Origin of the sequence: uncultured Streptococcus sp. (assembly GCF_963525625.1) — a bacterium.
GTDB lineage: Bacteria > Bacillota > Bacilli > Lactobacillales > Streptococcaceae > Streptococcus.
Map to the genome: position 1 here is coordinate 12,305 of NZ_CAURLD010000018.1, position 25,970 is coordinate 38,274.

Consider the following 25,970-nt stretch of genomic DNA (forward strand, 5'->3'; position numbering starts at 1 on the left):
TGCTTTTCTAAAAGTTGGACTCTCATACTTTCTATACTATAGCATATTTCTAGACAAGATGGTAGACGGATAGCAAAAGAGACTGAGAGCTTGGTCTCAATCTCTTGTTTTCATTTCATCTGAAGCCTTTTATTTCTCTAAGTTCCAGATTTCCTTGGCATATTGCTCAATGGTATCATCTGAGGTAAACTTGTCAGATGTAGCGATGTTGATTAAGCTCATGCGGGCCCATTTTTCTTTGTCACGATAGAGAGCATCAATCTTCTCTTGAGCTTCTACATAGGCATGGAAGTCTTCCAAGAGGAAGTATTCATCATTGTGGGTGATAAGGGCTTCGTAGATTTCAGAGCCTTCTTCACGAACGTTTGGAATGGTTCCGTTGACAAAAGTATCGACCACTCGGCGAATGTCTGGATTGCTTTCATAGACACCGCGTGAGTAGTAATCATGGAGGGCATAGTGCTCGTAAACTTGGTCCTTGTCCATTCCGAAGATGACAATATTATCATCACCAACCTCGTCCTTGATTTCGATATTGGCTCCGTCCAGAGTAGCCAAGGTAATGGCACCTGTCATCATGAACTTCATGTTGGAAGTGCCAGAAGCTTCCTTGGAAGCTAGAGAAATCTGCTCGGATACATCTGCCGCTGGAATGATGAGCTCAGCCAAGCTGACCCGGTAGTTTTCCAAGAAGACAACCTTGAGTTTTCCTTGCAGGCTTTCATCCTTGTTGACCAGATTGGCTACTTCATTGATCAGCTTAATAACAGACTTGGCAAAGTGGTAGCCTGGAGCAGCCTTGGCACCGAAGATAAAGACGCGCGGTACCATATCCTTGTCTGGATTATCCTTAAGGTCCCAGTAGAGCTTGATGATATGAAGCAAGTTGAGCAGCTGACGCTTGTAGGCGTGGAGGCGTTTCACCTGCACATCAAAGATGGCTTCTGTAGAGACTTCCACTTCTGTTGATTCCTTGATAAAGTCAGCCAGACGAGCCTTGGCTTCTTGCTTCACTCGATAAAAATCACCCTGCACTTGCTGATTGTCCTTGAATTCCAAAAGCTTGCGCAGCTCATGGATATCACTTCTCCAGCCCTGACCAATCAGCTTATCAATCTCAGCCGATAAAGGTTCATCCGCAATTTGTAGCCAGCGGCGCTGGATAATACCATTGGTCTTGTTATTAAACTTCTCTGGGTAAATGCTATAGAAATCACGCAAAGTATCTTCTTTGAGCAGTTCGGTGTGAAGTTTAGCAACCCCATTGATTGAGTGGCCACCAATGATAGCCAAGTGGGCCATGTGGATTTGATTATCCTTGACAATCCGAGTGTTTTCGATGACTTGCGGATCAAGGCCACGCCCAGCCATTTCAGCTACATAGCGGTTGTCAATTTCAAGGATAATCTGATAAACCCGCGGCAGGACATTCTTAAAGAGCTCCGCATCCCATTTTTCCAAGGCTTCAGACAGAATGGTGTGGTTGGTGTAGCTCATGGTTTTAACCGTAGCATTCCAAGCATCAGCCCATTCCAAATCGTACTCATCCATCAAGAGACGCATAAATTCAGCCGGTGCGACAGCTGGGTGGGTATCGTTGATATGGACAGAGACCTTCTCATGAATATCCTTGAGCGGGCGATCTTGCTTGAGGTAGGATTTGATAATGGTCTGCAGACCGGCACTGGTCATGAAGTATTCCTGGATCAAGCGCAGCTCTTTTCCTTCGTAGCTAGAGTCGTCTGGATAAAGAATAGCAGTGATGTCTTGCACCCGGCGACGGGCTTCAATAGTCGGATAGTCCAGTTCATGCTCTTCTGGAATTTCAACATCCCAAAGCCGGAGATTGTTGACATTGTCATTGCCAAAGCCAATCTGTGGCACATCGTAAGGAACGGCCCGCAGGATTTTGGAATTCTCATAAAGTGGCACGATCCGCCCCTTTTCATTGGCATGGAGGGAAACATTTCCGAAGATTTTGACATCAACAATATCATGGTCCTTACGGGTTTCCCAGACATTGCCCAGACTGCCAAACCAAGCATCAGGAATTTCTACCTGATAGCCATCTACGATGCGTTGCTTAAAGAGGCCATAGCGATAGCGAATCCCATTTCCAAATCCTGGATAGCCAGTTGTTGCCAGCGAGTCCATGAAGGCAGCCGCCAAGCGTCCCAGACCACCATTTCCCAAGGCCATGTCATACTCAGCATTCTTAACATCCTCAAAGTCAACGCCCAAATCAGCAAAGCCTTCCTTGACCGTATCGAGGATACCCAGGTTGAGCAGATTGGTTTCTAGCATGCGTCCTGGAAGAAACTCGATAGAAAAGTAATAAGCTGTCTTTTGCTGCTGCTCAATCAACTGATTGCGGCGCTCCAGCCACAGGGGTGTGATATACTTGCGGACAGTGCTGGCCAGAGCCTGAAAGAGCTCCACTGAAGTCGCATCAGCAACCTTAATCAGCTGTCTTTCATGTAGAATATCCTTAAAATCTCGAATAAAACGTTCTTTTGTCAGTTCCATGGTGGGTGGTTATCTCCCTTTCTTAAAAGCGGGAAACAGTTTTTAAACGCAGGAATACTTTTTTTCAATCAAGATGGGAAACACTCGCTTCAGCTACAAGCTAAAAACAGAGCTCCAAAACAGTATGATAATATATAAAAATGTAATTCTCACGGAAATCCTCCCTTGTCCCATGGACAAGAGAGGATTTGTTTACACTGATTCCAAAGTAAATGTTACAGGAGTGATTGATATAAATCACTGTAAGCCTGGCTAGCTGTATCCCAAGAGAAGTCTCTCTCCATGGCCTGCTCTTGCAGAGATTTCCAAGCTTCCTTGTCATCGGCATAAAGTCTGAGTGCTTCCTTGAAGGTCCAAGTCAGCCAGTAGCCAGAAAAGTTATTGAAGCTAAAGCCAGTTCCCTGTCCTGTATAGGCATTGTAAGGCTCTACGGTATCACGCAGACCGCCCACTTCATGCACCAAAGGCAAGGTTCCATAGCGCATAGCCATCATTTGTGACAGGCCACAAGGCTCGAAGCGGCTTGGCATGAGGAAAATATCGCTGGCAGCGTAAATCTCCTGAGCCAAGGTCACATCAAAGAGGATATTAGCTGAAAGCTTATCTGGATAGGCATGACCAAACCAAGCGAAAGCCTGTTCAAAAGCTGGATCGCCTGTCCCTAATAAGATAATCTGCACATTTTCCTGCAGGAGATTGTGCAGCTCTTCCACTACCAAATCAAAGCCTTTCTGACGCGTCAGGCGGGAAACAATCCCAACAACCGGCACATCATCACGCACAGGCAGACCAACTCGCTCTTGCAAAGCTCGCTTGTTTTCTAATTTACCAGATAAGTCGGATTTGTCAAAGTGGTGGGCTAAGAGTGGATCCGTTTCTGGATTATAGATATCCGTATCAATACCATTGACAATTCCGACCAACTTACCGGACTCCATCCGCAAGATTTGATCCAAATTGCAGCCAAATTCTGGTGTCCGGATTTCACCTGCATAGCTTGGTGATACAGTCGTCACTCGATCCGCATAGAGAATACCAGCCTTCATCCAGTTGAGACAGTCATTCCAACGCAGGGTTCCGTCTGCATAGCGCTCATAGCCCACTCCAAACAGTTCCCAAAGCATGCTGTCCGGGAATTGACCTTGGAACTCCAGATTATGGATGGTCAAGACAGTCTTGATATTCTGATATGCTTGAATCCAATGGTATTTTTCCTTAACCAAGAAAGGAATCATAGCTGTATGATAATCGTGAACATGCAGAACATCCGGAATAAAATCAATCCGCTCCATCAGCTCTACGGCTGCTAACTGGAAGTAAGCAAAGCGCTCACCATCATCAAAATCCCCGTAAACATGACCGCGAAAGAAATAATGCTGATTGTCAATAAAATAGAAGGACACACCGTTCAAGACCAGTCGCTTGACCCCAACGTATTGGCGACGCCAGCCAACACTGACTTCAAAGTAGAAAAGGTCTTCCACCTGATCGCCAAATTTGGCATGGGTCATGTCATAGTATGGCAGAATGACACCAACTTCATGGCCAGCCTTGACCAGAGATTTGGGGAGAGCGCCGATAACGTCTCCCAAACCACCTGTCTTAGAAAATGGGGCTCCTTCTGCTGCTGCAAATAAAATCTTCATCGAATTATGTCCTCTGTAACTTTTTGGCTCTTCTTGACTACGATTGGGTCTTCTGCAGTTCCGCGAATCACCACTCCTTCGCCAATTTCAACACCCTTGTCCACAATCGCGTACTCGACAGTTGCATTTTCTCCAACTTTCACTCGAGGGAAGAGAACACTGGATTTAACACTGCTTCCAGTCTTAATCTTGGTATTCCGCGAAATCACAGAATCGATGACCTCACCTTCCACAATGCTTCCTGACGCAAACTGGGAGCGAGATACTTTTGAAGACTCAGCATAGTAAGTTGGCTCTTCATTCTTAACCTTGGTGTAAATCTTTTGGTTCGGACTGAAGAGAGAGTAGAATTTTTTACTTTCAAGCATATCGATATTGGATCTGTAGTAGGTCTCTACAGAATAGATATTCGCCAGATAGCCTGTATATTCGTAGGCAAATGCCCCTTCCTGAGTTGCTAAATCACGCAGGACATAGCGCAGTTTTTGGGGATGCTCTTTCTTGGCTTCTTCTTCCAGCTTTTCAATCAGCCATGGAGTATCCACCACAAAGATGTCTGTAGACATATTAAAGAGCTCAGTATCCTCTCGGCCATCAAAGAGTTTATGCCCTCTGACATGGTCTGTCTCATCAATATCTAGGACAGCATTCACATCCGAAATATTTTCCTTATGCAATTTCTTGTAGACAACTGTAATCGGCTGCTCTGTTGTATTGTGCAAGTGGAAAACTTGATTGAGGTCAATATTAACCAAGACATCGCAGTTAAGTGCAACCGTTTGGTTGGAACCGGAACGTTTCAGGTAGGTCAAAAGCTGATCATAGTATTCCTCACCGACTGTAGAACTTTCTACACGGGTATTGTAGATTCCCAAGTAATAGTGGCTGAGCAAGGTAGACAGACCCCACTCACGACCAGAACGAATATGGTCAAAAACAGAGCTGATATTGTCCTGCTGGAAGATACCAAAGACACTGCGGATACCAGCATTGGCAAGACTTGAAAGCGGGAAGTCAATCAAGCGGTATTTCCCACCGAATGGCAAGCTGGCTACTGGACGATGATTTGTCAGAGTTGACATATCATGGAAGCCGACTGTGTTTCCTAAAATTGCTGAGTATTTATCAATCTTCATCTTTTGGTACCCCCACTTTCTCGTTGTATCCGACAACATATACTTCCTCTGTACCATCAATCTCTACACCATCAGAGATGATAGCACCTTCGCCGATAATGGCCCGCTTGATCTTAGCGTCTTTGCCAATAACAGCTCCACTCATGATAACAGAGTCTTCAATGACTGCCCCCTTTTTGACCTGAGCACCAGTAGAAAGAATAGAGTGTTTTACTGTACCGTCAACGAAACAGCCATCAACGACCAGCGAGTCTTCCACGTGGGAATTTTCACTGATGAAGTTTGGCGGAGAAATCAAGTTGCGAGAATAAATCTTCCAGCGACGATTGCGGCTATCCAGAGCATTTTCTGGGCTGATGTATTCCATGTTGGCTTCCCAGAGAGACTCTACTGTACCAACGTCTTTCCAATAGCCTGCAAAGTCATAAGCATAAACGCTTTCGCCAGATTCAAGGTAGTTAGGGATAACATTCTTACCAAAGTCAGACATATCTACATTGCTCTTTTCAGCAGCTACCAGCATATTGCGCAGACGCTGCCAGTCAAAGATATAAATCCCCATAGAAGCCTTGGTTGACTTAGGATTTTCTGGTTTTTCTTCAAATTCAACAATCCGATTATTAGCATCTGTATTCATGATGCCAAAACGGCTGGCTTCTTTGAGAGGCACATCCAGAACGGCTACTGTCAAGCTGGCATTGTTGTCCTTGTGAGACTGAAGCATGTCATCATAGTCCATCTTGTAGATATGGTCCCCAGACAAAATCAGGACATACTCAGGATTGATGCTGTCGATATAGTCGATATTTTGATAAATCGCATGGCTGGTACCTTCAAACCAACGATTTCCTTCGCTCGCAGAATAAGGCTGAAGAATGGACACGCCTGAGTTAATACCATCGAGACCCCAGCTAGAACCATTTCCGATGTGACTGTTCAGAGCTAGTGGTTGGTACTGAGTAATGACACCGACATTATGAATACCGGAGTTGGCACAGTTAGACAAGGCGAAGTCAATAATACGATAGCGACCGCCAAACTGTACCGCTGGTTTTGCGATACTCTGTGTGAGCTTTCCAAGACGAGTTCCTTGCCCGCCGGCAAGAATCAAAGCTAGCATTTCATTCTTCATAGACTACTACTCCTTTGTGGAATCTTTTTTAACATTTTTGCGAGCAATCCGACGCTTGATCTTCCAGATGCTGGCTCCAAGAGCTGGAAGCGTAAAGGTCAAGGTCTGTGGATAATCTTTCCAAAGTCCTTCTTGAGACTGAACTGTTTCGTTATGTTCCTTCCAAACACCTCCCCATTCTTCTAATTCAGTGTTCCATACTTCTTCATAAATGGCTTCCACTGGAACACCGATGGTAAAGTTCTTCCGCTCTACCGGCGCCATATTGAATACACAAACTAACATATCTCCTTTTTCCGTCTTACGGATAAAGGAGAGAACACTTTGATCAGTGTTATCCGCATCAATGATTTCGATGCCATCATAGCTCAGATCAATTTCCCAAAGCGGACGATTGTCTTTATAAAAGGCATTGAGTGCAGCAGTGAAGCCCTGCATCTTCTTGTTCATCTGATCGTCCAGATTAGACCATTCTAGTTGCTCTTCTGACTTCCATTCTAGGAACTGACCAAATTCTGATCCCATAAAGAGCAGTTTCTTGCCCGGATGACAGATCTGATAGGTCAGCAAGTTGCGGAGCCCTGCGAATTGATTGTAGCGGTCACCCCACATCTTGTGCATAAGACTCTTCTTACCGTGAACCACTTCATCATGCGAGAATGGCAGGAGGAAGTTTTCAGAGAAAGCGTACATAAAGCTAAAGGTCACCAGATTAAAATCGTACTTACGATAAATCGGATCTTCCTCGTAGAAGCGTAGGATGTCATTCATCCAGCCCATATTCCACTTGTAGTCAAATCCAAGACCACCCAGCTCTCTCATGCCAGTAATCTTGGTCTCTGAGGAGCTTTCCTCTGCAATCATCATGACATCAGGATGAGCTAGTTTGATAACCGTATTGAGGCGTTGCAGGAAGTAATAGCCCTCATAGTTGCGATTACCGCCATCTTTATTTGGCTGCCATGGACCGCTGTCATAGTCTAGATAGAGCATATTGCTGACAGCATCAACCCGAATTCCGTCCAGATGGTAAAAATCAATCCAGAATTTAATGCTGGAAATCAAGAAAGACTGAACCTGATTCTTGCCCAAATCAAAGTTGAGAGCACCCCAGCCATAGTTATGAGCCCGGTCGTGATCCTGATACTCGAAAGTCGGTGTCCCGTCATAGTAGGCCAGAGCATCATCATTAATAGTGAAATGACCTGGTACCCAGTCTACAATGACACCGATATTGTTCAAGTGGCATTCTTCGACAAAGTCCTGAAATTGCTCAGGAGTCCCGTAGGTGTGCTCAAAGGCGAAGTAGCCCATGAGCTGATAGCCCCAGCTAAGTCCTAGCGGATGAGCCATAAGCGGCATGAATTCCACATGTGTGTAGTTCATTTCCACCAGATAAGGAATCAAGTCTTCTTTTAACTGGGCAAAGCTATAAGGACTGCCGTCTTCATTACGTTTCCAAGAGCCAGCATGCACTTCATAGATATTGACCGGCCGAGAGAAGAAGCCCCAACGCTTCCGGCGTGCCAGCCAAAGACCGTCTTTCCACTTCTTCTCGGGAATGGTGCGAATAACTGCTCCCGTTCCCGGACGTTCTTCCAGATAAATAGCCAACGGATCAATTTTCAAAATTTCCTGACCACTGCTGCGCTTGATATTGTACTTGTAAATATCTCCTTCCTTAGGCAGCTCCGTGAAGACTTCCCAAACGCCCGCTTCATTTCGGACCATAGGAATCTGCTCTTCATACCAATTGGTGAAATCTCCAATCAAATGGACACTCTGAGCATTAGGCGCCCAAACGCGGAAAGAATAGCCAGACTTGCCGTCCACTTCATCCTGATGCGCCCCTAGATAATGCTGTAAATGAAAGTTTTCACCTGTTGTAAAGGTTCTTAATGCTTCGTTCTTATCCATGCAATCACCTTTCTATTTGTAAGCGTTTTCTATAATACTATTCTACATTATTTTTATCTCTTTTTCAAGTAAATTTCAAATATCCTTACGGAAAATTACTAAAACCGAACATTAGCTGAAATTAGTAATAAATGAGAGAGAAAACACTGCATTTTGTGTCTCTCGATATGTTTTAATTCCTTTTTCACTAAATATAGGAGCTATCCAAAACAAGAAAAAGATGAAAATTTTCATAAAGATATAGACCAATATGTAAATTTACATTTTAAAATAATAAGCAATTAAACACATAAATGATTAATTCTTATCAAATCATGCGTTAATCTTGTTAAATTTACAAGTTCATCAAGGTAAGAAAAAAGGCCGCACAAAGCCGCCTTTCTCATTATTTCACATCAAACACGATGGATTTCACTTGTGTCATCGCTTCGATACTGTAACGAATCCCTTGCACTCCTGCTCCAGATCCCTTAACACCAAGGAATGGGAAGTTATCTGGACCACGTTGGGTCTTATTATTGATGTGTACAGTACCCACTTCCAGTTTCTCAGCAATTTCAAATGCTTTCGGGAAATCATTTGTAAAGACTGAAGATTGAAGACCAAATTCTGACTGGTTACAGATTTGGATAGCCTCTTCAACGGAAGTCACACGAATAATCGGAAGAACAGGACCAAACGGCTCTTCCCAAGCTAATTTCATATCCAGTGTCACATGGTCAAACAAGGCAGGCCAGATGAGATTTGCTTCACGTTTGATTTCTGTCAAGGCTGACGCTCCTTTTTCTTGAGCATCTTCAATCAAGCCCCAGATGAAATCTGCTGATGCATTATCAATGACTGGTGTGATATCCGCATTATCAAAGGGATCACCAACCGTCAGTTTCTCTACCTCTGCCTGAAGCAGCGCCGCTAATTTATCTGCTACGCTCCCCATAACAATGACACGTTTAATAGCCGTACAGCGCTGGCCGGAATAGCTGTATGCCCCACCAACTATCTGCTTAGCTGCATGCTCCAAGTCAGCATCTTCCAGCACAACTGCAGCATCCTTACCACCCAATTCTAACATAATTGGACGCATGCCAGCCAACTTACCGATGCGCTCACCGATTGGAGTGGAACCAGTAAAGTTAATGTAGTTTACTTCCTTATGCTCAATGATGTAATCCCCGATTTCTGAACCACGTCCTGTGATGGTATTGAAAACACCAGCAGGCAGACCAGCCTCAGCAAAAGCCTGAGCCAAGAGCAAACCAGAGATTGAACCTTGAGTAGGTGGCTTAAACATCACGACATTTCCGCCGATAAGGGCAGGAGCAATCTTAGAACCAGACAGGTTGACTGGGTAGTTAAATGGCGCAATAGCCAATACAACTCCTACAGGCTCACGACGGACCACAGCCAATTTTTTCTTGCTGGCAGCTTCAAAGCCGCCACCTTCCATAACCTGTCCGTGAATACGAATCCCTTCTTCAGCCGCATAGCGAATCAAGTCTGCTGTCCGGACTACCTCTCCTACTGCCGCTTTGATACCCTTGGCAACTTCCTTTGCAAGGATTTCACCAATCTTCTCCTGATCGCGCTCCAAAATATCCGCAACCTTATGCAGATAAGCTGCACGTTCAACTGCTGAAAGAGCTCTCCAAGCTGGCAAAGCTGCACGAGCACTCGCCATCGCATTGTCTACCTCTGCCTGAGTCATCGCAGGAACAGTTCCTAAAATCTCATTGTTGATGGGAGATGAGATGGTGATTTCATTTTCAGAAACTTTCCACTCTCCATTTATATAGTTTTTATATTGTGTCACTTGTCCCCTCCAAAATGTTATTAAATATTATTTTACCAAATTTTCTGAAAATTTCAACTAAAATCCTTAAATTTAAGGATTTTTTTCACAAATTAAATAGATAATCTTAGTTCGGTCATATTCTACTTGCTTATTTGCTATTTTTTTCTTCTGCTTCCACTTTTTGCTCCCTCTTACTATGAGGTCATAACAAAAAAAGACCAGGAAAATTTTCCTGATCTTCATTCTTCAGATTAATCGAAGTCGAGATACTCTTTTTCAAGCTCAAGAACTTCTTCCATCGTAGCACATTCAGTCAGTGCACGCTGAGCCAGTTCTTGCATTTTCTTCGTATCCAGCTTCTTCATGAGGCTACGAGTCCGAAGGACAGAAGTCGCGCTCATAGAGAATTCATCCAAGCCCATACCTACGAGCAATGGCACCGCTGTTTGGTCGCCGGCCATTTCTCCACACATACCTGCCCACTTGCCTTCAGCATGAGCTGCCTTGATAACATTGTTGATCAAGCGAAGGATAGAAGGGTTGTAAGGTTGATAGAGGTAAGAGACTTGCTCATTCATCCGGTCAGCTGCCATAGTGTACTGGATCAAGTCGTTAGTACCGATTGAGAAGAAGTCTACTTCCTTGGCAAATTGATCCGCCAGCATAGCTGCTGCTGGGATTTCAATCATGATACCCACTTGGATATTGTCTGCTACTGCAACGCCTTCAGCCTGTAACTTAGCTTTTTCTTCGTCATAAACCGCTTTAGCTTTGCGGAATTCTGTCAGAAGGGCTACCATTGGGAACATGATGCGCAATTGTCCATGTACAGAAGCACGCAAGAGAGCGCGGATTTGTGTACGGAACATAGCATCGCCAGTTTCAGAGATAGAGATACGCAAAGCACGGAAACCAAGGAATGGGTTCATTTCATGCGGCATATCGAAGTAAGGAAGTTCCTTATCTCCACCGATGTCCATCGTACGAACAACCACTGGTTTTCCATTCATGCCTTCAAGTACAGCCCTGTATGCTTCATACTGCTCATCTTCTGTCGGGAAGTCTTGAGAATCCATATAAAGGAACTCAGTCCGATAAAGACCAACTGCTTCTGCACCGTTAGCATTGACACCTTCAACGTCTTTCGGCGTACCGATATTGGCAGCCAATTCGAAGTGCTTGCCATCTGCAGTCACAGTCTGAGCATCTTTAAGCAATTCCCATTCAGCTTTTTGCTTAGCATAAGCCTCACCAGCTGCCTTGAATGCTGCGATTTGATCTTCAGTTGGATTGATAATTACTTCACCAGTGATACCGTTAGCTGCAATCACATCGCCGTCTTTTACAAGCTCAGTAATGTTATTAGTTCCCAATACTGCTGCGATTTCAAGCGTACGCGCCATGATAGCAGAGTGGCTTGTCCGGCCACCGATATTGGTTACAAAAGCTTTAACGAATTTCTTATCCAGCTGTGCTGTATCAGAAGGAGTCAAGTCATGAGCAATCACAACTGATTCTTCATTGATAGACGCTGGGTTTGGCAATTTCTTGCCCAAAAGGTTAGCAAGAACACGCTTCGTCACGTCGCGGATATCTGCTGCACGTTCCTGCATGTATGGATTGTCGTCCATGTTTTCAAAGAGAGTGATAAACATGTCCGTTACTTCTTTCAGACCAGCTTCTGCATTGGTCTTTTTCGCACGGATTGTTTCTTTGATTTGCCCAACCATTTCAGGGTCAGCAAGTACCATTAAGTGAGCGTCAAATACCTGAGCGGCTTCCTCACCAAGGCTATCTACTGCTTTCTCACGGATAACAGAAAGCTCGTTCTGTGAAGCTTCAAGAGCTGCATCCAAACGAGCCTCTTCTGCATTCGTATCTTCGACTGAAACAGTCTCAAATGATAAATCCGGTTGAACTAATAGATATGCCTTAGCAACGGCAACACCGTCAGATGCTGCAATTCCTTTAAGCATTTCTGTCATATTAAGCCAATCCTTCTTTTTCCATTGTTTCAGAGATTGCAGCGATAGCATCGTCTGCATCTGCACCTTCAGCTGAGATCTTAACATCAGCTCCTTGGCCAACACCGAGACTCATAACACCCATGATAGATTTCAAGTTTACTGATTTACCTTTGTATTCAAGTGTGATGTCTGAAGCGAATTTGCTAGCAGTTTGAACCAACAAAGTTGCTGGACGTGCGTGAATACCTGTTTCTGCTACAATGTGGAAATCTTTAGAAGCCATAGTTAGACTCTCCTTTTAAATAATTCTTTTTGAGTTATTGTGATAACCCTTACAAGTTGATATTATATCACCTTTTGAAATCTTTTTCAAGAATTTTATAGCCCGCTTACAAAATATTTCTTAGTAAATGAAAACTCCTCTTATTATATTGAAGAGAAAATTTTCGAGCAAAATCCCACATTCCCCAAGCTTTATTCAAAAATGGCTTCTACTAAGTTTTCAATCATAAATTTCTTATTTTTATAGTAGTTAATTTCCATAAATTAAGAATATAAACTCCCCCTCCACTTCTCCTAGTGATTCCCTAAATTCTGTAACACAAGATATTGGATTTTAGTTTTTGGGAGGAAAAGATACAAGTCATTTTTCTAAAGGTTTAAGACTTGTTTAAGCATTGCCGCAACAGCATCTTGCTCCTTTTCTGCAATTTTTCACTTATTTTCACCGCTTATATAAACACTATATATTGTATTGTAATCTATCCTATAACAAAATATCACACAATATTTAGTTCAAAACTATTGACATTCTATTTTCTTTTAGATATACTAGTTTCGTATTATTTAAAAGAAAAAACGAAAGTTTAGAGGAATTTTTAATGGTAACTATTTACTCAAAAAACAACTGCGTTCAGTGCAAAATGACCAAGCGCTTCTTAGATACTAATCATGTAGAATACCGCGAAATCAATTTGGACGAACAGCCAGAATTCATTGACCATGTCAAAGATCTTGGTTTCAATGCTGCTCCTGTGATTCAGACAGCAACTGAGGCATTTTCTGGTTTCCAACCTGGTAAATTGAAAAAACTGTCTTAATGTAGTTTATTTTGAGGGCGGCGCGCCTTGATTGGGAGATAAACTAAAAGACAGATTATCAGGGCAAACTGCAGCTCCTATGCTCATAGGGGCCGTTTCTTTTGTAAGGCGGATATTTTTCCGCTAACTAATTATCTTATTTATATAGAAAAGGAAAAACATGGGACTCAAACATTTAGAGGATGTGACATACTTCCGACTCAACAACGAAATCAACCGTCCAGTTAATGGTCAGATTATGCTTCATAAAGATCAAGAAGCCTTAAAAGCTTTTTTTAAAGAAAACGTTGAGCCAAACACCAAGCAATTTTCTTCTATCACAGAAAAAATTAAATATTTAATAGAAGAAAACTATTTGGAGAAGGAATTTATTGAACTTTATTCTCCTGAATACATCGAGGAGCTGACTGCTTTTATCCATGCTCAAGATTTCAAGTTTAAATCTTTCATGGCTGCTTATAAGTTCTACAACCAGTATGCCCTGAAGACAAATGATGGTGAATACTATCTGGAAAGCATGGAAGATCGGGTACTCTTCAACGCCCTCTACTTTGCCAACGGAGATGAAACCATTGCCAAGGATATTGCCAATGAAATTATCCACCAGCGCTACCAACCGGCGACACCAAGCTTCCTCAACGCTGGTCGGGCTCGTCGTGGTGAATTGGTTTCCTGCTTCCTCATCCAAGTAACAGATGACATGAACTCAATCGGCCGCTCCATCAACTCTGCCCTGCAATTGTCTCGTATCGGAGGCGGGGTTGGTATTTCCCTCAGCAATCTGCGGGAAGCTGGAGCTCCTATCAAGGGCTATGAAGGTGCTGCATCTGGGGTTGTGCCTGTTATGAAACTCTTTGAGGACAGTTTCTCTTACTCTAACCAGCTGGGCCAACGTCAGGGAGCTGGGGTTGTTTACCTCAACGTCTTCCACCCAGATATCATCTCTTTCCTTTCTACCAAGAAAGAAAATGCTGACGAAAAAGTTCGGGTTAAAACCCTCTCACTCGGTGTTGTCATTCCGGATAAGTTCTACGAATTAGCGCGCAAGAATGAAGAAATGTACCTCTTCAGCCCATATTCTGTTGAACGTGAGTACGGTGTGCCATTTGCCTACCTTGACATCACTGAAAAATACGATGAGTTGGTCGCTAATCCAAATATCACTAAGACCAAGATTAAGGCCCGTGATTTGGAAACAGAAATTTCTAAGCTCCAACAAGAATCTGGCTATCCTTATGTCGTAAACATTGATACGGCCAACCGTTCAAATCCAATCGACGGTAAAATCGTCATGAGTAACCTTTGCTCTGAAATCCTGCAGGTGCAAGAGCCTAGCCTTTTGAATGATGCGCAAGAGTATCTTCACCTAGGAACAGATGTGTCATGTAACTTAGGTTCTACCAACGTTGTCAACATGATGACTTCGCCTGACTTCGGAAAATCCATCCGGACTATGACACGCGCCCTGACCTTTGTCACAGACAGCTCGCACATCACAGCTGTGCCATCTATCGACAATGGTAACAGTCTGGCTCACACCTTTGGTCTGGGAGCTATGGGACTGCACAGCTACTTGGCTCAGCAGTTGATTGACTATGGATCAGCGGAAGCTGTAGAGTTCACCAGCATCTACTTCATGCTCATGAACTACTGGACCTTGGTTGAGTCTAACAATATTGCTCGCGAGCGTGGCGTGACCTTCCATAACTTTGAAAAATCTGACTATGCTAACGGAACTTACTTTGACAAATACCTGACGGGTGAATTTGTACCTAAGTCTGACCGTGTCAAAGAACTCTTCGCAGGTATCTTTATCCCGTCTGCAGAAGATTGGGCAGAGTTGCGCGACAAGGTCAAGGCTGATGGCCTCTACCACCAAAACCGCCTAGCTGTTGCGCCAAATGGCTCTATCAGCTACATCAATGATGTTTCTGCTTCAATCCATCCAATTACTCAACGTATTGAAGAACGTCAAGAAAAGAAAATCGGTAAGATCTACTATCCTGCGGCTGGTCTGTCAACTGAGACTATTCCTTACTACACCAGTGCCTATGACATGGACATGCGCAAGGTTATCGATGTCTATGCAGCCGCAACTGAGCACGTGGACCAAGGTCTTTCCCTGACTCTCTTTATGCGCAGCGATATTCCTAAAGGCCTCTACGAATGGAAAAAAGAAAGCAAGCAAACAACCCGCGACCTTTCTATCCTGCGTAACTACGCCTTCAACAAGGGTATCAAGTCCATCTACTACGTCCGCACCTTCACCGATGATGGCGGCGAAGTAGGTGCCAACCATTGCGAAAGCTGTGTGATCTAACAAGAGATTTTAGAAAAAGAAAAGGAAATTCGACCACGTCACAATTTTACTTTCCTCATCATGGACAGGAAGGTAAAATCGTGGAGCATTGGGACAGTATCCAAGAAGGGATAGCTGATACCACATCAGGTCGTACCATCTACTAAAGGAGAAAGAATGCAAACTTACTACAAAGCCATTAACTGGAATGCTATTGAAGATGTCATCGATAAGTCCACCTGGGAAAAACTGACCGAGCAATTCTGGCTGGATACGCGGATTCCCCTATCCAATGACCTGGATGACTGGAGAAAGCTGTCCCACAAGGAAAAAGACTTGGTCGGCAAGGTCTTCGGTGGCCTGACCCTGCTGGACACCCTCCAGTCTGAGTCTGGTGTGGATGCCCTGCGCAAGGATGTCCGCACAGCTCACGAAGAAGCTGTCTTCAACAACATCCAATTTATGGAGTCCGTTCACGCCAAGTCCTACTCTTCTATCTTTTCTACGCTCAACACCAAGTCAGAAATTGATGAAATCTTTGCCTGGACCAACACCAATCCGTACCTGCAAAAGAAAGCTGAGATTATCAACGAAATTTACTTGAACGGTACAGCTCTGGAAAAGAAAATAGCCAGCGTTTTCTTAGAAACCTTCCTCTTCTACTCTGGTTTCTTCACTCCGCTCTACTATCTGGGCAATAACAAACTGGCCAACGTTGCTGAAATTATCAAGCTGATTATCCGTGACGAGTCTGTCCATGGAACCTATATCGGCTACAAGTTCCAGCTAGCTTTTAACGAGCTGCCAGAAGACGAGCAAGAAAAACTCAAAGAATGGATGTACGACCTGCTCTACACCCTCTATGAAAATGAAGAAGGCTACACTGAAAGCCTCTATGACACAGTTGGATGGACCGAAGAGGTCAAGACCTTCCTACGCTACAATGCCAACAAGGCTCTGATGAATCTAGGACAAGATCCACTCTTCCCAGACTCGGCAGACGATGTCAATCCTATCGTCATGAATGGTATCTCAACCGGTACCTCCAACCATGACTTCTTCTCCCAGGTGGGTAACGGCTACCTGCTGGGCGAAGTTGAAGCCATGCAGGATGACGACTATAATTACGGTTTATAAGACAAAGACCCCCTCTTTCCAAAATACGGAAAGAGGGGGTCTTTGACTGACTATTAATCTATTGACTATCATAGATATATTCTTCCAGATGTTCTGCGACTGTAATCTCAACTCCAACATCAGATGTTAGATAAATCACGGTACAGTCATGAGCTGGGACAATAGGAAATAAAAAGGGCTTCATATTTTGATAAATTCTATACATCCGCCTTTGACTCGTTGGATTTTCAAGATAAAGCTTGCTGTCACCACCAGAAAAGTCAGCTGGCAGAAGGGCATAATAAGCTACCAAAGCTCCATTTTCATCCAATACTCTAGTCTTATTTAAATCCTCAGCTATTTTTTTCATCATTAAAGTAGCCATCTTTTCCTCCCTTCATGTTTTTTATCCAAATAAAGGTGGAGCTAGGAACATCATCCCTAACTCCACTTATGCAGTCACTAATTAGATACGCGATAATACGGATGCTGGGAAGCAGTGATAGCATCTTGTCCAACTCGAATCTGTGCTTTAGGATTCTCGTTTCCAGTATCAGGCAAAACAGCTCCTTCTGGAATTACTAAAAAGGTTGCGCTACTGCTACCAGCAGTATAAGCAAGAGTAGATACATAACTACCATCGCTTACTTGACCTTTTAGTAAAGTATAATCGCTGGATTCTTTTCCATTCAGAGTATGAGAAACGACCCCTTGATTATTCAATACTATCGCATCCCCCAAATCATTTTGCCAAGTACCGGCTACAGTCGAAAAATCTCCTGCTGCCAAAGCATTGACATCGATACCCGCTGCTGGAGTGGCTGGGTCTTTCGTGTCAGACTTTGTTTCATTTTTAGGCTGAGCTTCAGAAGATACTGACGCTGCATCAGTTTCATCTGGGCTAGCTGATGGAACAGCTTTCGCTTCAGACTTAGAATCTGATTTAGAAGTTTGAACTGTTTGGCTAGAGCTACTACTTTGAGATGTTTGCTTGTCCTGCTGTTTACTGCAAGCACCAAGCAAGATAATGGAAGAAGTGAGTGCAGTCGCAAGAAACATTAATTTTGCATTTTTCATAAAAGAGGCCTCCTCATGAATTAATACCTTTTTGTAATCTTATTGTAACATTTTGAATTAATAAAATCAATAATCATATTGAAATATTATAAAATTAATTTATTGCTACATAACGACGGCTACCACTATACCCAACATAGCTAATCCACTGATGACCATCTGCAATAAAAGTTTGATCATAAAAGACTGTGCTCCCTTTGTCAAAGTTTGCTAGTTCTGGACTTGATATTTTAGCTTCAGACCGAATAGAAGCATAGCCTTGAAAAACGTAATTCCCTTTTGATGGAATAGATATAGTTGGTAATGCGACTTCCGTAGTAGCTGAGCCGGCACCTACAAGTTTTCCATCATCCTGAACGTAGTACAGGTGGACGTTGTATTTCCCTGTGGAATTTTTATGATCACTTACTTTAATAGTCTGTTTGTAAGTCCCATCTGGTTGCTTGCTAGCAGTGTACCAAACCACGTCATCTTGGTCATTGGCAGCAGACCATGTAGGTACCTTTACTTCTTTTACACCACCAGGATTAGAAACATTAGACACAATAATATCAAAGGTACCTGTCTTTGAAGTATTATTCCGAATAGTAATAGTTCCTGTCGGCCGGATTAATTCCTTATCCAAGGAGACTTCTGTCGTCGTTCCTGTTACACAAATCATTTGGCCATTATTTTGAACATAGTATAAATGCACATTATATTTTCCAGTGGAATATTTATGATCGCTAGCCTTTATTGTCAATTTGTAAGTGCCATCCGATTGTCTTTTAGGAGTATACCAAATAATATCATCTTGATCATTCGCACTAGACCATGTAGGTACTTTTACTTCTTTTACACCACCAGGATTGGAAATGTTAGATATAACAACATCAAAGGTTCCTGTTTTTGAATTATTATTTTGAATAGTAATTTTCCCTTCAGGCTTCTTAATAGAAACGGTAGTCTTCGTTCCCCCAGCTCCAACCATTTCCCCATTATTTTGAACATAATATAGATGGATATTATACTCTCCCGTAGAACCTTTATGTTTATTTGCATTGACAGTTATTTTATATGTTCCATTAGGCTGTTTAGCAGCAGTGTACCAAACAATATCATCTTGTCCATTTTCACTTGACCAAGTTGGTAATTTCACTTCTTTCACACCATACGGGCTAGAGACATCAGATACAATGACATCAAAAGTCCCTGTCTGAGCATTATTGTTTTGGATAGTCAAGGTTCCCTTTAAAGGAGCCTTTGTCTTTGTTACTCCAATGGCAATATATCTACGATTTCCAGCAAAGGAGAGATAGCTAATCCATTGATGGCCATCTGCTTCCAATTTGCGATCATATGTAACAGTTTGTCCTGCATCATAATAAGCTAATTCAGGACTAGACATCTTAGGCTCAGCTTTAATGGAGGATCTTTGAGTGAAATGATACACTCCACTGGCAGGGATTCCTTGATTATCAGAAGGCTGGGAAATCGGTGTGGATGTACCTCCAATGATATCTTTAAAATGTATAAAGCCTGAGATTGAACTTGCAGCAACTACTCTGCGATTATAACTTTTACTCCAAGCATAGTTATATTCTTCAATTTCTACATTATTTCCCAATACATTGGACACCCATGCTACATGTCCGTAACTTCCATCATCAATCCAAGCGACTGAGCCAAGAGCTGGATGATTATCTCCCCTATATCCTTCTCTTCTTGCCCGATATCCCCATTCACCGCCATTTCCGTACGCACGAGGAATGTTAAAACCATTAACTGAACTTAATCTATAAGCAGTAAATGAAGTACAATTTTTAACAATAAGTCCCCAATCGTCCGCAGCATAATCAGGGAGATTTTTAAACCTTACTGGATAATCATCGCCTCGAGCGATTGAACCATTCCCTGTAGCCAGTAAAGTCGTATGTCCAGTCCCGTTTGCAACTTTACCAACAGTTGTTTTGAGAGTTGTTTTTTCTTCTTTAGTTGCACGGCGGCGGCTGACATCATTAACAATTGAGGTGGCTGGCTTATCTACATTCGAAGCGGCATAGCCACGTGTTACTAAATGTTTAGGATTAGTAGGATCATCTATAACTGGATTTATTTCAACAGTTTTCTGTTTTTCATTAACTGTTGAAGTTTGATCAGAAACAGGCTCAGTGTTGATTGGAATATCATTTGCATTTGTCGCTTTATTTTCAGTTTCTAGTGGTTCAGGAACTTCAGAAGTTACTCCATTTTCAATACTAACTAAATTGTTATTTACAGCATTTTTTGTTTCCGATTCAATATCAGAACTTACTGTTGCATTTGACTTTTCTGAAACACTCTGATTTGTGTCCACAGCTATGTCAGAAGGTGCTGTAGAAACTACTGAATCAGTACCAGTTGGCGAAATTACTTGATCAGCAGCAACTGTTTGAGTCCCTGCAAATAATAATGTTCCTAGAAGCACTGAAACTGCTCCTAGAGAATATTTACGAATAGAAAAACGTTGAACCTGCTTATTAAAAAATTGATTTTTCATTTTATTTGCTCCCTTTATTAATCTTTGTGCACGACAACATTTAATTTCCTAAAGCCAAAACCAAATCATGGCGAGATAATAAGAAATCCTAAACATGTGATTCTCTCCTTTCCTATTTAACTTTTTCCATGTTTCAATTATAGACTCAATTACAAATAAAAAACAGGACATAGATGTCCTGCTAGCCTTGATGATAGAGCCGAAGTTCTTTATTCCACTCCTCAGCCATTTTTTTAGATAGAAAAGTATGACCTAACAATCTTGCCAGTGTCAGTCCCTCTTCATAGTATTGTTGAGCTTTTTTCTCGTCCTTGTGTACGAAAAGCTCATATTCTCCCTCTAACATTCTTATCAGCGGTTTCTTTTGATAGTCCTCTGTCAATTCCATGATTACATTAAGTTTGTTGAGCGTATCTTTTGTATAAATGAACTCTTTTCGCTCGCACTCAATACCTGGGATTGTCAGTAGAGCATCTCGCATGAGAAAGAGATATTCATTTGGAATATAGTCAACTGACTGCAGTAATCGCTGAGCGATTCTTGCATATAATTCCTTATCAAACTTAGCTGACCGAATCTCCTCTTCATCTCCCACATAGATCTGATAGAGCTGGATGTAGAGTAAATCATTCACGTCATAATGCTTTTTACTCTGCAAATCGTCCAAATGCTGGGCAAAGAGAGTCATTCCATACTTATGGAATTTCTCAGAAGTATAAGTATAAATCTTTGATTGCAAGATATCCATTACATTCTGCTCAGCTTCTGGCAAATCATCATAATAAACTTCAAAAATTTCATCTATGATATGCTCCAATTCGAACAAAGCTTCGGTATTGCCATAAGTGGTCGTCCGAATCAGCTTATACTTCAAGCGCTGATAGTCAGTAGGTAGAGCTACATCTTCTTTTTTACTTCCTGTCAAAGTTGTCAAATCGACCTCTAGACAGAAAGCCAGATATTCTAAAGTAGAAAGAGTAGGCTGGGAAATGCCTGACTCCAAACGGGTTAACTGCCGTATAGAAAGCTTTGACTCATCACCACACAATTGCTCCTTAGTCCAGCCCCTATTTAATCGAAGCTGTTTCAAATGCTGTCCAAATTCTTTTCCTTGCATCGTCAATCCCCTCCCAAATAAATCAGGAAACTTTTGGTTATGTTATCATGTTATTCTAGATTTATTATAGCATAATTGGAAAGATTTTACTAATAAAATTCCAAAAAGATTACTTCCTTTTCTCAGTGATGAAATCTACCTAACTGTTGCAACAGTTAGGTAGAGCGGAGCTATTGAGACCTTAGGCTCAATAGCTAGTCATGGAACTCTGCAGGAGGTCGCTGACATCCGCCATCACTTGAGAAAAGCATGTAAATCTAAAAATTAGTATATTACAAGTATTAAAGGACCCCAAACTTAAAAGTTTAGAGTCCTTCTACCATATTCTTTTTTGAGTCTAAACACAAAAAAACTAGTAATACACATTCAAGTGAGATGGCAAGACACGAATCGTTACTGGCAGTTGGTCGCCCTCATCTCCGTCAACATTGACGCTGAGCTCTGCCTTATCGTCAACCAACTCAACTGTGATTTCCTTAAAGGTCAGATACTCGATATTATCACTTTCTTCTCCATTGCCTGAAATCAAATCTGGAACAGAAACCAAGGTGTCCAAGAGATTTTTATCCTTAAGATACAAGAGATGGAGCAAGCCGTCATTGACAGTGGCTTCAGGGAGAATACTCTCAAAACCTCCGATTGAGTTGGTAGAGCCAATCAAGAGTGTGCTGCTCTTTATCGTACGCTCTTCTCCATCAATCTTCAAGTGAAATTCGTAAAAACTAGTATCCATCAACTGCTTGAAGCCAGAGATAAAGTAGGCAAACTTGCCCCACTTGGTCTTATCTTCTGAATCCACATTGTTAATCGATTCAGGAATCGTTCCAATGGCAACCACATTCATAAAGTACTGGTCATTAATCTTACCGATATCAAGTGGCTTGACTTTATTGATATCCAGATTCTGGATGGCTTCTTCAGCGTCCAGGGGAATGCCAAGAGCACGCGCCAAGTCATTGACCGTACCAAGTGGAAAGAAGCCAAAAGTCGGACGATAGTCTAGTTCAGCCAGGCCGCTGATTCCTTCATTGACTGTTCCATCGCCACCCATGACAAAGACGCTATCATAACGGTCTTCTGCTGCTTGCTTAGCAAAAGCCGCTGCGTCTCCGCCTTTTTCAGTATGCTTGACCACTACCTCATCGAAACATTCTGCCAGCTTTTCTCTTGCCAAGTCTTCATAGGACTTGGCTTTTTCGCCTCCCGAGCTAGGGTTGACAATTAATAGGACTTTAGACATAAAGAAACCTCTTTTCATTTGATAGCTCATTATACCATCTGGAAAACACTTTCACAAGAATTTGAATCTGCTGGCTTTCGAAAGACCAGAAAAGCAGTTTAGTATTTAAACTCCATTCCACAGAAAAGCACTTCTAAAGTTAGACTTTTCTGTCTAACTTTAGAAGTGCTGTCTTATATTTCGTTTTTCTATTAAAAGAAGACAATGAGAACAAAGGCAATTAGGTTATTGGCCAAATGTAGACCCATTGAGTAGCGCAGGTCCTTCTTAGCTAGATAGCCTAGGCCAAAGATAGCTCCCAAGATGAAGTAAACCAGAAACTGTACTAGATTACCCGGCATGTGCAGAAGAGAGAAAAAGCTGGCAGATACAGTTAAATAAAGCAGAATTTTAGCCAAGCTATTTTGGTTGGGAAAGAGAAACTTAGCCAAAAATCCTCGCGTCAGCAACTCCTCAAGAATAGGAGCAAAGATTACCATGTATAGGAAGGCAAAGGCTGGCTGCTGCTGAATCAACTGCACAGCAGCATTCTGATTGGCAGAAGATTCAATAGGAACGAGCTGCTGGAAGATGATAAAAGCAAGCAAGAGGACGCTGGGAAGCCAGATAGAACTGGTTAGCTTGGTATTTTTGATTTCCAGTTTCAAATCTTTCTGGTACCATTTCCACATGGCAAAAGAATAGAGACTGGCAAGTATGACAAAAATTGGCAAAATCAATAGTTGAGAAGTTCCTCCTGTCAGAGAACCTATGGTGAAGAGAACTATAGCGGAAAATATATAGAAATAGGCCAAGAGGACAAGTATATAAAGGCCAAAATTAGTAAAGAAAGTTTTTAATTTCATAGTGATTCCTTATAGATTGATTTACTTAAACATAGCTAGCAGCAGTATTATAGCCATAGGGAGATTGTTCAGGATATGAACCAACATGGAATCTTTTATATTCCCCCGACGAGCATAGGATAAATAAAGAACCAGTCCAAGTGCAAAATAAATTGGGAACTCAGTCAATTGGGTGATATGAGGCAGGGTGAAGACCACAGAAGTCACAATAGCAGGCAAAACTTTTTGATTATTTTTGAAAAAGAAGGCAGTCCCAAAACCGCGGAAAATTAATTCCTCCATGATAGGAGCGATAAAGGCAATCGTTGCAACAAAGAGCAAGGCAAAAAAGATATGCTGCGAAGACATCATTCCCCCTAGCCCTTGTATGGCGCTGTCATTACTGGTCTGGGAATTGCCGCTCAGGATGAGATTGAGATAAACACCGACAATAGCAGCCACTCTGGCAAGGAAAAAGAATAGAAAAGCAAAACCGATGTCCTTGCCAGACTGTTTGAATTTTTTCTTTTCTTCAGGCACATGCTTCTGATAACGCCGCCACAAGCTACGAAAAATCAGGAAAACTAAAATCAGATACAAGGCTACCAATAAGATTTCTGCATAAATAGGTAAATTCTTCCCGAGCCTTAAGAATAGCATTGGAGCAGCATTTATAAGGAGGCTAAGAGCAATTAAGCCTATCCATTTTACAAGTCCTAAAGCAGTTGATTTGAAGTTGTTCATTTTGTATTCTCCTTTTGATAAATATTGATACCGACTTCCGTATCCTCAACAGCGATATCACCCTTCTGCCGAAGAATAGCGACAGCCAGGAAAAAATCTCCTGCACAGCCGGCTGCATGGAAGCTAGCAAGAACGATATAAGAGGTCGCAGTCAGAATATGCAAGGCATAGATCAAGGTCAGGACTAGGCTAATCAGAAAGAAAGGTGCCAGGATGATGACGAGCATCCTTTTCCGACTGTAACGACTGCCTGGACTGGTCGCATAGGCCATGCCGCTTTTAAAACCAAACTTGACCTTGGTATTTTCATCCCCCAAGACCTTGAAGAAAAAGCCGTGGATCAGCTCATGGATGACCATTAGAACAAGGAGGTAGAATAAGTCAAAGAAATGAAAAACTTCGCTGCCCTTGCCATACATTAGAATAGCAATCCAGGTAAAGAGGGCTAGAAAAGGGAAGATCAGCAATACAGCCGTTATATTCAGAGCCAGATTGACCTTTTTATTATGGATAAAATCAAGTTCTTTCAGTAGTTTCATAATTTCCGCCTTTCATCAGGAAATAAGCTTATTTGAAATATTTTCTTACCATTGGATAATACATAAGATTGATATAGATATGGATCACCACTAGGATGACAAAACCCGAAACGACATTGAGGGGTGTGAAAGTTCCCACTATCCCTAAAATGACATAGAGGGCTGGCAGAAGTCTCTGATTTACATTGAAGAGAATGAGATAGCACTGTTCATAATTGGCTTGCAGCTCTGATTCATCATAAGAGAGGGCAAATTCTTTTATTTCCTCGGTAGTCGGAAGGGCTGATAGCTTATAGTGCCGCACCTTTTGAACCGTCTTTAAAAAGACAACTTGCAAAATAAAATAAAGAAAGGCAATCGCATAATCTATAAGACTCCACTGAAGCGGGCTCTTATGATTAGTGATATTCCCGATATAAACGACTCCAACTAAAATCGTAAAAAGAACGATAGCACTGCTGATATTAAAGACAATGCTCGCATATTCCAGATTTTTAAAGGTTAGCCGGTACCATTCATAATTCTTATCCTCATCTGCTTCTTTTTCATAAGCTTCATTGTATTTACGAGTCCGATAAATCAAGAAAAAGACCAATGGATAGAGGAGGATAAGACTGGCCCTACCTAACTGGCGCAGCAGTTGAACAGTAAAAATAGTCGACCAACTGATGTTTTTTAGCAGGCCAGTTTCCGAAAACAAAATAGACAAACCGCCTATTAAAGCTCCAGCTAGAAATATAAGGACATTATATAAAACTCTTTTCTGTGTAGATATACGTTTTTGCTCTTTCACGACTTCTTCTCCTTTATTTTTTACAATAGATGATACAAGAATGCTGAGGCTGAAGGACTGTTTTAGCTCCTCTTGAAATGAATTCTAATTGCTTCTTCATTCTGCTTCCTCCACCAGCCGAAAGACATTCTCAACATTTTCGTTGAAAATATGGGCAATCTTAAGGGCAATCACAATCGATGGGGTATATTCGCCTCTCTCTATAAGGCTGATTGTCTGCCTGGAAACACCGGCCAGCTTAGCCAGTTCTGTCTGGTTGAGACCGTCACGCGCCCTCAACTCCTTGAGTCGATTTCTAAGCTGCATCATAAACTCCTTATTTATTATTCTCCCTTGGATAAAATTATTGTAACAGATTCTTTTCTTTTTGACAAGTATCTTTGTCAAAAAAATAATAATCTTTGTCAAAAACACCATTATTATAGACAAATAAGAGGCTGGGACAAAAGTCCTAGCCTCTCAATTGTCTTTGGATTGTCGAGCAAGA

At 42.1% G+C, this 25,970-nt stretch carries 21 protein-coding genes; 3 read left to right on the forward strand and 18 right to left on the reverse strand.

The features are described 5' to 3' along the window. Nucleotides 1-129: 129 nt before the first annotated feature. From RYK49_RS09300 to RYK49_RS09335, 8 genes are all read right to left on the reverse strand, one after another. Nucleotides 130-2,526, reverse strand: coding sequence for a glycogen/starch/alpha-glucan phosphorylase (locus RYK49_RS09300; RefSeq protein WP_314865525.1), 2,397 nt, complete (start codon nucleotides 2,524-2,526; stop codon nucleotides 130-132). Between the two features lie 215 nt (nucleotides 2,527-2,741). Then, nucleotides 2,742-4,172, reverse strand: coding sequence for a glycogen synthase GlgA (gene glgA / locus RYK49_RS09305; protein WP_314830291.1), 1,431 nt, complete (start codon nucleotides 4,170-4,172; stop codon nucleotides 2,742-2,744). Then, complete coding sequence (gene glgD, locus RYK49_RS09310) at nucleotides 4,169-5,308, reverse strand: glucose-1-phosphate adenylyltransferase subunit GlgD (RefSeq protein WP_314830290.1); 1,140 nt, start codon at nucleotides 5,306-5,308, stop codon at nucleotides 4,169-4,171. The genes glgA and glgD overlap by 4 nt, the downstream gene beginning before the upstream one ends. Then, the gene (locus RYK49_RS09315; RefSeq protein WP_002904142.1) at nucleotides 5,298-6,440 is read right to left on the reverse strand and encodes a glucose-1-phosphate adenylyltransferase; all 1,143 of its coding nucleotides are present in this window, start codon (nucleotides 6,438-6,440) and stop codon (nucleotides 5,298-5,300) included. Before RYK49_RS09315 ends, glgD begins: the two co-directional genes overlap by 11 nt. A 6-nt stretch (nucleotides 6,441-6,446) precedes the next feature. Then, nucleotides 6,447-8,357, reverse strand: a complete 1,911-nt coding sequence (glgB, locus tag RYK49_RS09320) for a 1,4-alpha-glucan branching protein GlgB (RefSeq protein WP_002897915.1) — start codon at nucleotides 8,355-8,357, stop codon at nucleotides 6,447-6,449. Between the two features lie 385 nt (nucleotides 8,358-8,742). Then, nucleotides 8,743-10,167 carry an NADP-dependent glyceraldehyde-3-phosphate dehydrogenase gene (locus RYK49_RS09325; RefSeq protein WP_314830289.1) on the reverse strand — a complete coding sequence of 475 codons (1,425 nt, stop codon included), beginning with the start codon at nucleotides 10,165-10,167 and terminating at the stop codon, nucleotides 8,743-8,745. Between the two features lie 233 nt (nucleotides 10,168-10,400). Then, complete coding sequence (gene ptsP / locus RYK49_RS09330; RefSeq protein WP_314830288.1) at nucleotides 10,401-12,134, reverse strand: phosphoenolpyruvate--protein phosphotransferase; 1,734 nt, start codon at nucleotides 12,132-12,134, stop codon at nucleotides 10,401-10,403. A gap of 1 nt (nucleotide 12,135) precedes the next feature. After that, the gene (locus RYK49_RS09335; protein ID WP_002896017.1) at nucleotides 12,136-12,399 is read right to left on the reverse strand and encodes a phosphocarrier protein HPr; all 264 of its coding nucleotides are present in this window, start codon (nucleotides 12,397-12,399) and stop codon (nucleotides 12,136-12,138) included. 598 nt (nucleotides 12,400-12,997) lie between these two features. Here RYK49_RS09335 and nrdH point away from each other — a divergent pair. The 3 genes from nrdH (at nucleotide 12,998) to nrdF (ending at nucleotide 16,652) form a co-directional block, all read left to right on the forward strand. After that, entirely contained in the window at nucleotides 12,998-13,216 is a 219-nt protein-coding gene (gene nrdH / locus RYK49_RS09340; protein WP_002897920.1) for a glutaredoxin-like protein NrdH, read from the forward strand. A 160-nt stretch (nucleotides 13,217-13,376) separates the two neighbouring features. Continuing rightward, a complete protein-coding gene (gene nrdE / locus RYK49_RS09345; RefSeq protein ID WP_314865526.1) occupies nucleotides 13,377-15,536 on the forward strand; it encodes a class 1b ribonucleoside-diphosphate reductase subunit alpha in 2,160 nt (719 codons plus the stop codon). Nucleotides 15,537-15,692: 156 nt separating this feature from the next. Continuing rightward, complete coding sequence (gene nrdF, locus RYK49_RS09350) at nucleotides 15,693-16,652, forward strand: class 1b ribonucleoside-diphosphate reductase subunit beta (RefSeq protein ID WP_002896021.1); 960 nt, start codon at nucleotides 15,693-15,695, stop codon at nucleotides 16,650-16,652. Between the two features lie 58 nt (nucleotides 16,653-16,710). Here the strand turns inward: nrdF and RYK49_RS09355 are convergent, their stop codons facing one another. From RYK49_RS09355 to RYK49_RS11375, 10 genes are all read right to left on the reverse strand, one after another. Then, nucleotides 16,711-17,016 (reverse strand): hypothetical protein, encoded by a 306-nt coding sequence (locus RYK49_RS09355; protein WP_002900763.1) that lies wholly within the window; start codon nucleotides 17,014-17,016, stop codon nucleotides 16,711-16,713. A gap of 77 nt (nucleotides 17,017-17,093) precedes the next feature. Then, complete coding sequence (locus RYK49_RS09360) at nucleotides 17,094-17,708, reverse strand: DUF6287 domain-containing protein (protein WP_002904134.1); 615 nt, start codon at nucleotides 17,706-17,708, stop codon at nucleotides 17,094-17,096. 94 nt (nucleotides 17,709-17,802) lie between these two features. Further along, complete coding sequence (locus RYK49_RS09365) at nucleotides 17,803-20,226, reverse strand: GBS Bsp-like repeat-containing protein (protein WP_314830286.1); 2,424 nt, start codon at nucleotides 20,224-20,226, stop codon at nucleotides 17,803-17,805. 181 nt (nucleotides 20,227-20,407) lie between these two features. After that, entirely contained in the window at nucleotides 20,408-21,343 is a 936-nt protein-coding gene (locus RYK49_RS09370; protein WP_002904132.1) for an XRE family transcriptional regulator, read from the reverse strand. A 352-nt stretch (nucleotides 21,344-21,695) separates the two neighbouring features. Further along, nucleotides 21,696-22,613, reverse strand: a complete 918-nt coding sequence (locus RYK49_RS09375; RefSeq protein ID WP_314865528.1) for a diacylglycerol kinase family lipid kinase — start codon at nucleotides 22,611-22,613, stop codon at nucleotides 21,696-21,698. 161 nt (nucleotides 22,614-22,774) lie between these two features. Beyond that, entirely contained in the window at nucleotides 22,775-23,428 is a 654-nt protein-coding gene (locus RYK49_RS09380; RefSeq protein ID WP_314865530.1) for a type II CAAX endopeptidase family protein, read from the reverse strand. 21 nt (nucleotides 23,429-23,449) lie between these two features. Further along, entirely contained in the window at nucleotides 23,450-24,151 is a 702-nt protein-coding gene (locus RYK49_RS09385) for a CPBP family intramembrane glutamic endopeptidase (RefSeq protein ID WP_149566265.1), read from the reverse strand. Continuing rightward, on the reverse strand, nucleotides 24,148-24,690 hold the full coding sequence (locus tag RYK49_RS09390) for a DUF3267 domain-containing protein (protein ID WP_314865533.1): 543 nt from the start codon (nucleotides 24,688-24,690) through the stop codon (nucleotides 24,148-24,150). Before RYK49_RS09390 ends, RYK49_RS09385 begins: the two co-directional genes overlap by 4 nt. 28 nt (nucleotides 24,691-24,718) lie before the next feature. After that, entirely contained in the window at nucleotides 24,719-25,483 is a 765-nt protein-coding gene (locus RYK49_RS09395; RefSeq protein WP_314865535.1) for a DUF3169 family protein, read from the reverse strand. Between the two features lie 96 nt (nucleotides 25,484-25,579). Continuing rightward, complete coding sequence (locus RYK49_RS11375; RefSeq protein ID WP_009659847.1) at nucleotides 25,580-25,789, reverse strand: helix-turn-helix transcriptional regulator; 210 nt, start codon at nucleotides 25,787-25,789, stop codon at nucleotides 25,580-25,582. Nucleotides 25,790-25,970: the final 181 nt, after the last annotated feature.

Coding starts and splice junctions, on each gene's coding strand:
- RYK49_RS09335 (WP_002896017.1), bottom strand. CDS start 12,399: ATGGCTTCTAAAGATTTCCACATTGTAGCAGAAACAGGTATTCACGCA.
- RYK49_RS09355 (WP_002900763.1), bottom strand. CDS start 17,016: ATGGCTACTTTAATGATGAAAAAAATAGCTGAGGATTTAAATAAGACT.
- RYK49_RS09300 (WP_314865525.1), bottom strand. CDS start 2,526: ATGGAACTGACAAAAGAACGTTTTATTCGAGATTTTAAGGATATTCTA.
- RYK49_RS09365 (WP_314830286.1), bottom strand. CDS start 20,226: ATGAAAAATCAATTTTTTAATAAGCAGGTTCAACGTTTTTCTATTCGT.
- nrdH (WP_002897920.1), top strand. CDS start 12,998: ATGGTAACTATTTACTCAAAAAACAACTGCGTTCAGTGCAAAATGACC.
- RYK49_RS09360 (WP_002904134.1), bottom strand. CDS start 17,708: ATGAAAAATGCAAAATTAATGTTTCTTGCGACTGCACTCACTTCTTCC.
- glgD (WP_314830290.1), bottom strand. CDS start 5,308: ATGAAGATTGATAAATACTCAGCAATTTTAGGAAACACAGTCGGCTTC.
- RYK49_RS09370 (WP_002904132.1), bottom strand. CDS start 21,343: ATGCAAGGAAAAGAATTTGGACAGCATTTGAAACAGCTTCGATTAAAT.
- glgB (WP_002897915.1), bottom strand. CDS start 8,357: ATGGATAAGAACGAAGCATTAAGAACCTTTACAACAGGTGAAAACTTT.
- nrdF (WP_002896021.1), top strand. CDS start 15,693: ATGCAAACTTACTACAAAGCCATTAACTGGAATGCTATTGAAGATGTC.
- glgA (WP_314830291.1), bottom strand. CDS start 4,172: ATGAAGATTTTATTTGCAGCAGCAGAAGGAGCCCCATTTTCTAAGACA.
- ptsP (WP_314830288.1), bottom strand. CDS start 12,134: ATGACAGAAATGCTTAAAGGAATTGCAGCATCTGACGGTGTTGCCGTT.
- RYK49_RS09375 (WP_314865528.1), bottom strand. CDS start 22,613: ATGAGCTATCAAATGAAAAGAGGTTTCTTTATGTCTAAAGTCCTATTA.
- RYK49_RS09390 (WP_314865533.1), bottom strand. CDS start 24,690: ATGAAACTACTGAAAGAACTTGATTTTATCCATAATAAAAAGGTCAAT.
- RYK49_RS09385 (WP_149566265.1), bottom strand. CDS start 24,151: ATGAACAACTTCAAATCAACTGCTTTAGGACTTGTAAAATGGATAGGC.
- RYK49_RS09315 (WP_002904142.1), bottom strand. CDS start 6,440: ATGAAGAATGAAATGCTAGCTTTGATTCTTGCCGGCGGGCAAGGAACT.
- nrdE (WP_314865526.1), top strand. CDS start 13,377: ATGGGACTCAAACATTTAGAGGATGTGACATACTTCCGACTCAACAAC.
- RYK49_RS09380 (WP_314865530.1), bottom strand. CDS start 23,428: ATGAAATTAAAAACTTTCTTTACTAATTTTGGCCTTTATATACTTGTC.
- RYK49_RS11375 (WP_009659847.1), bottom strand. CDS start 25,789: ATGCAGCTTAGAAATCGACTCAAGGAGTTGAGGGCGCGTGACGGTCTC.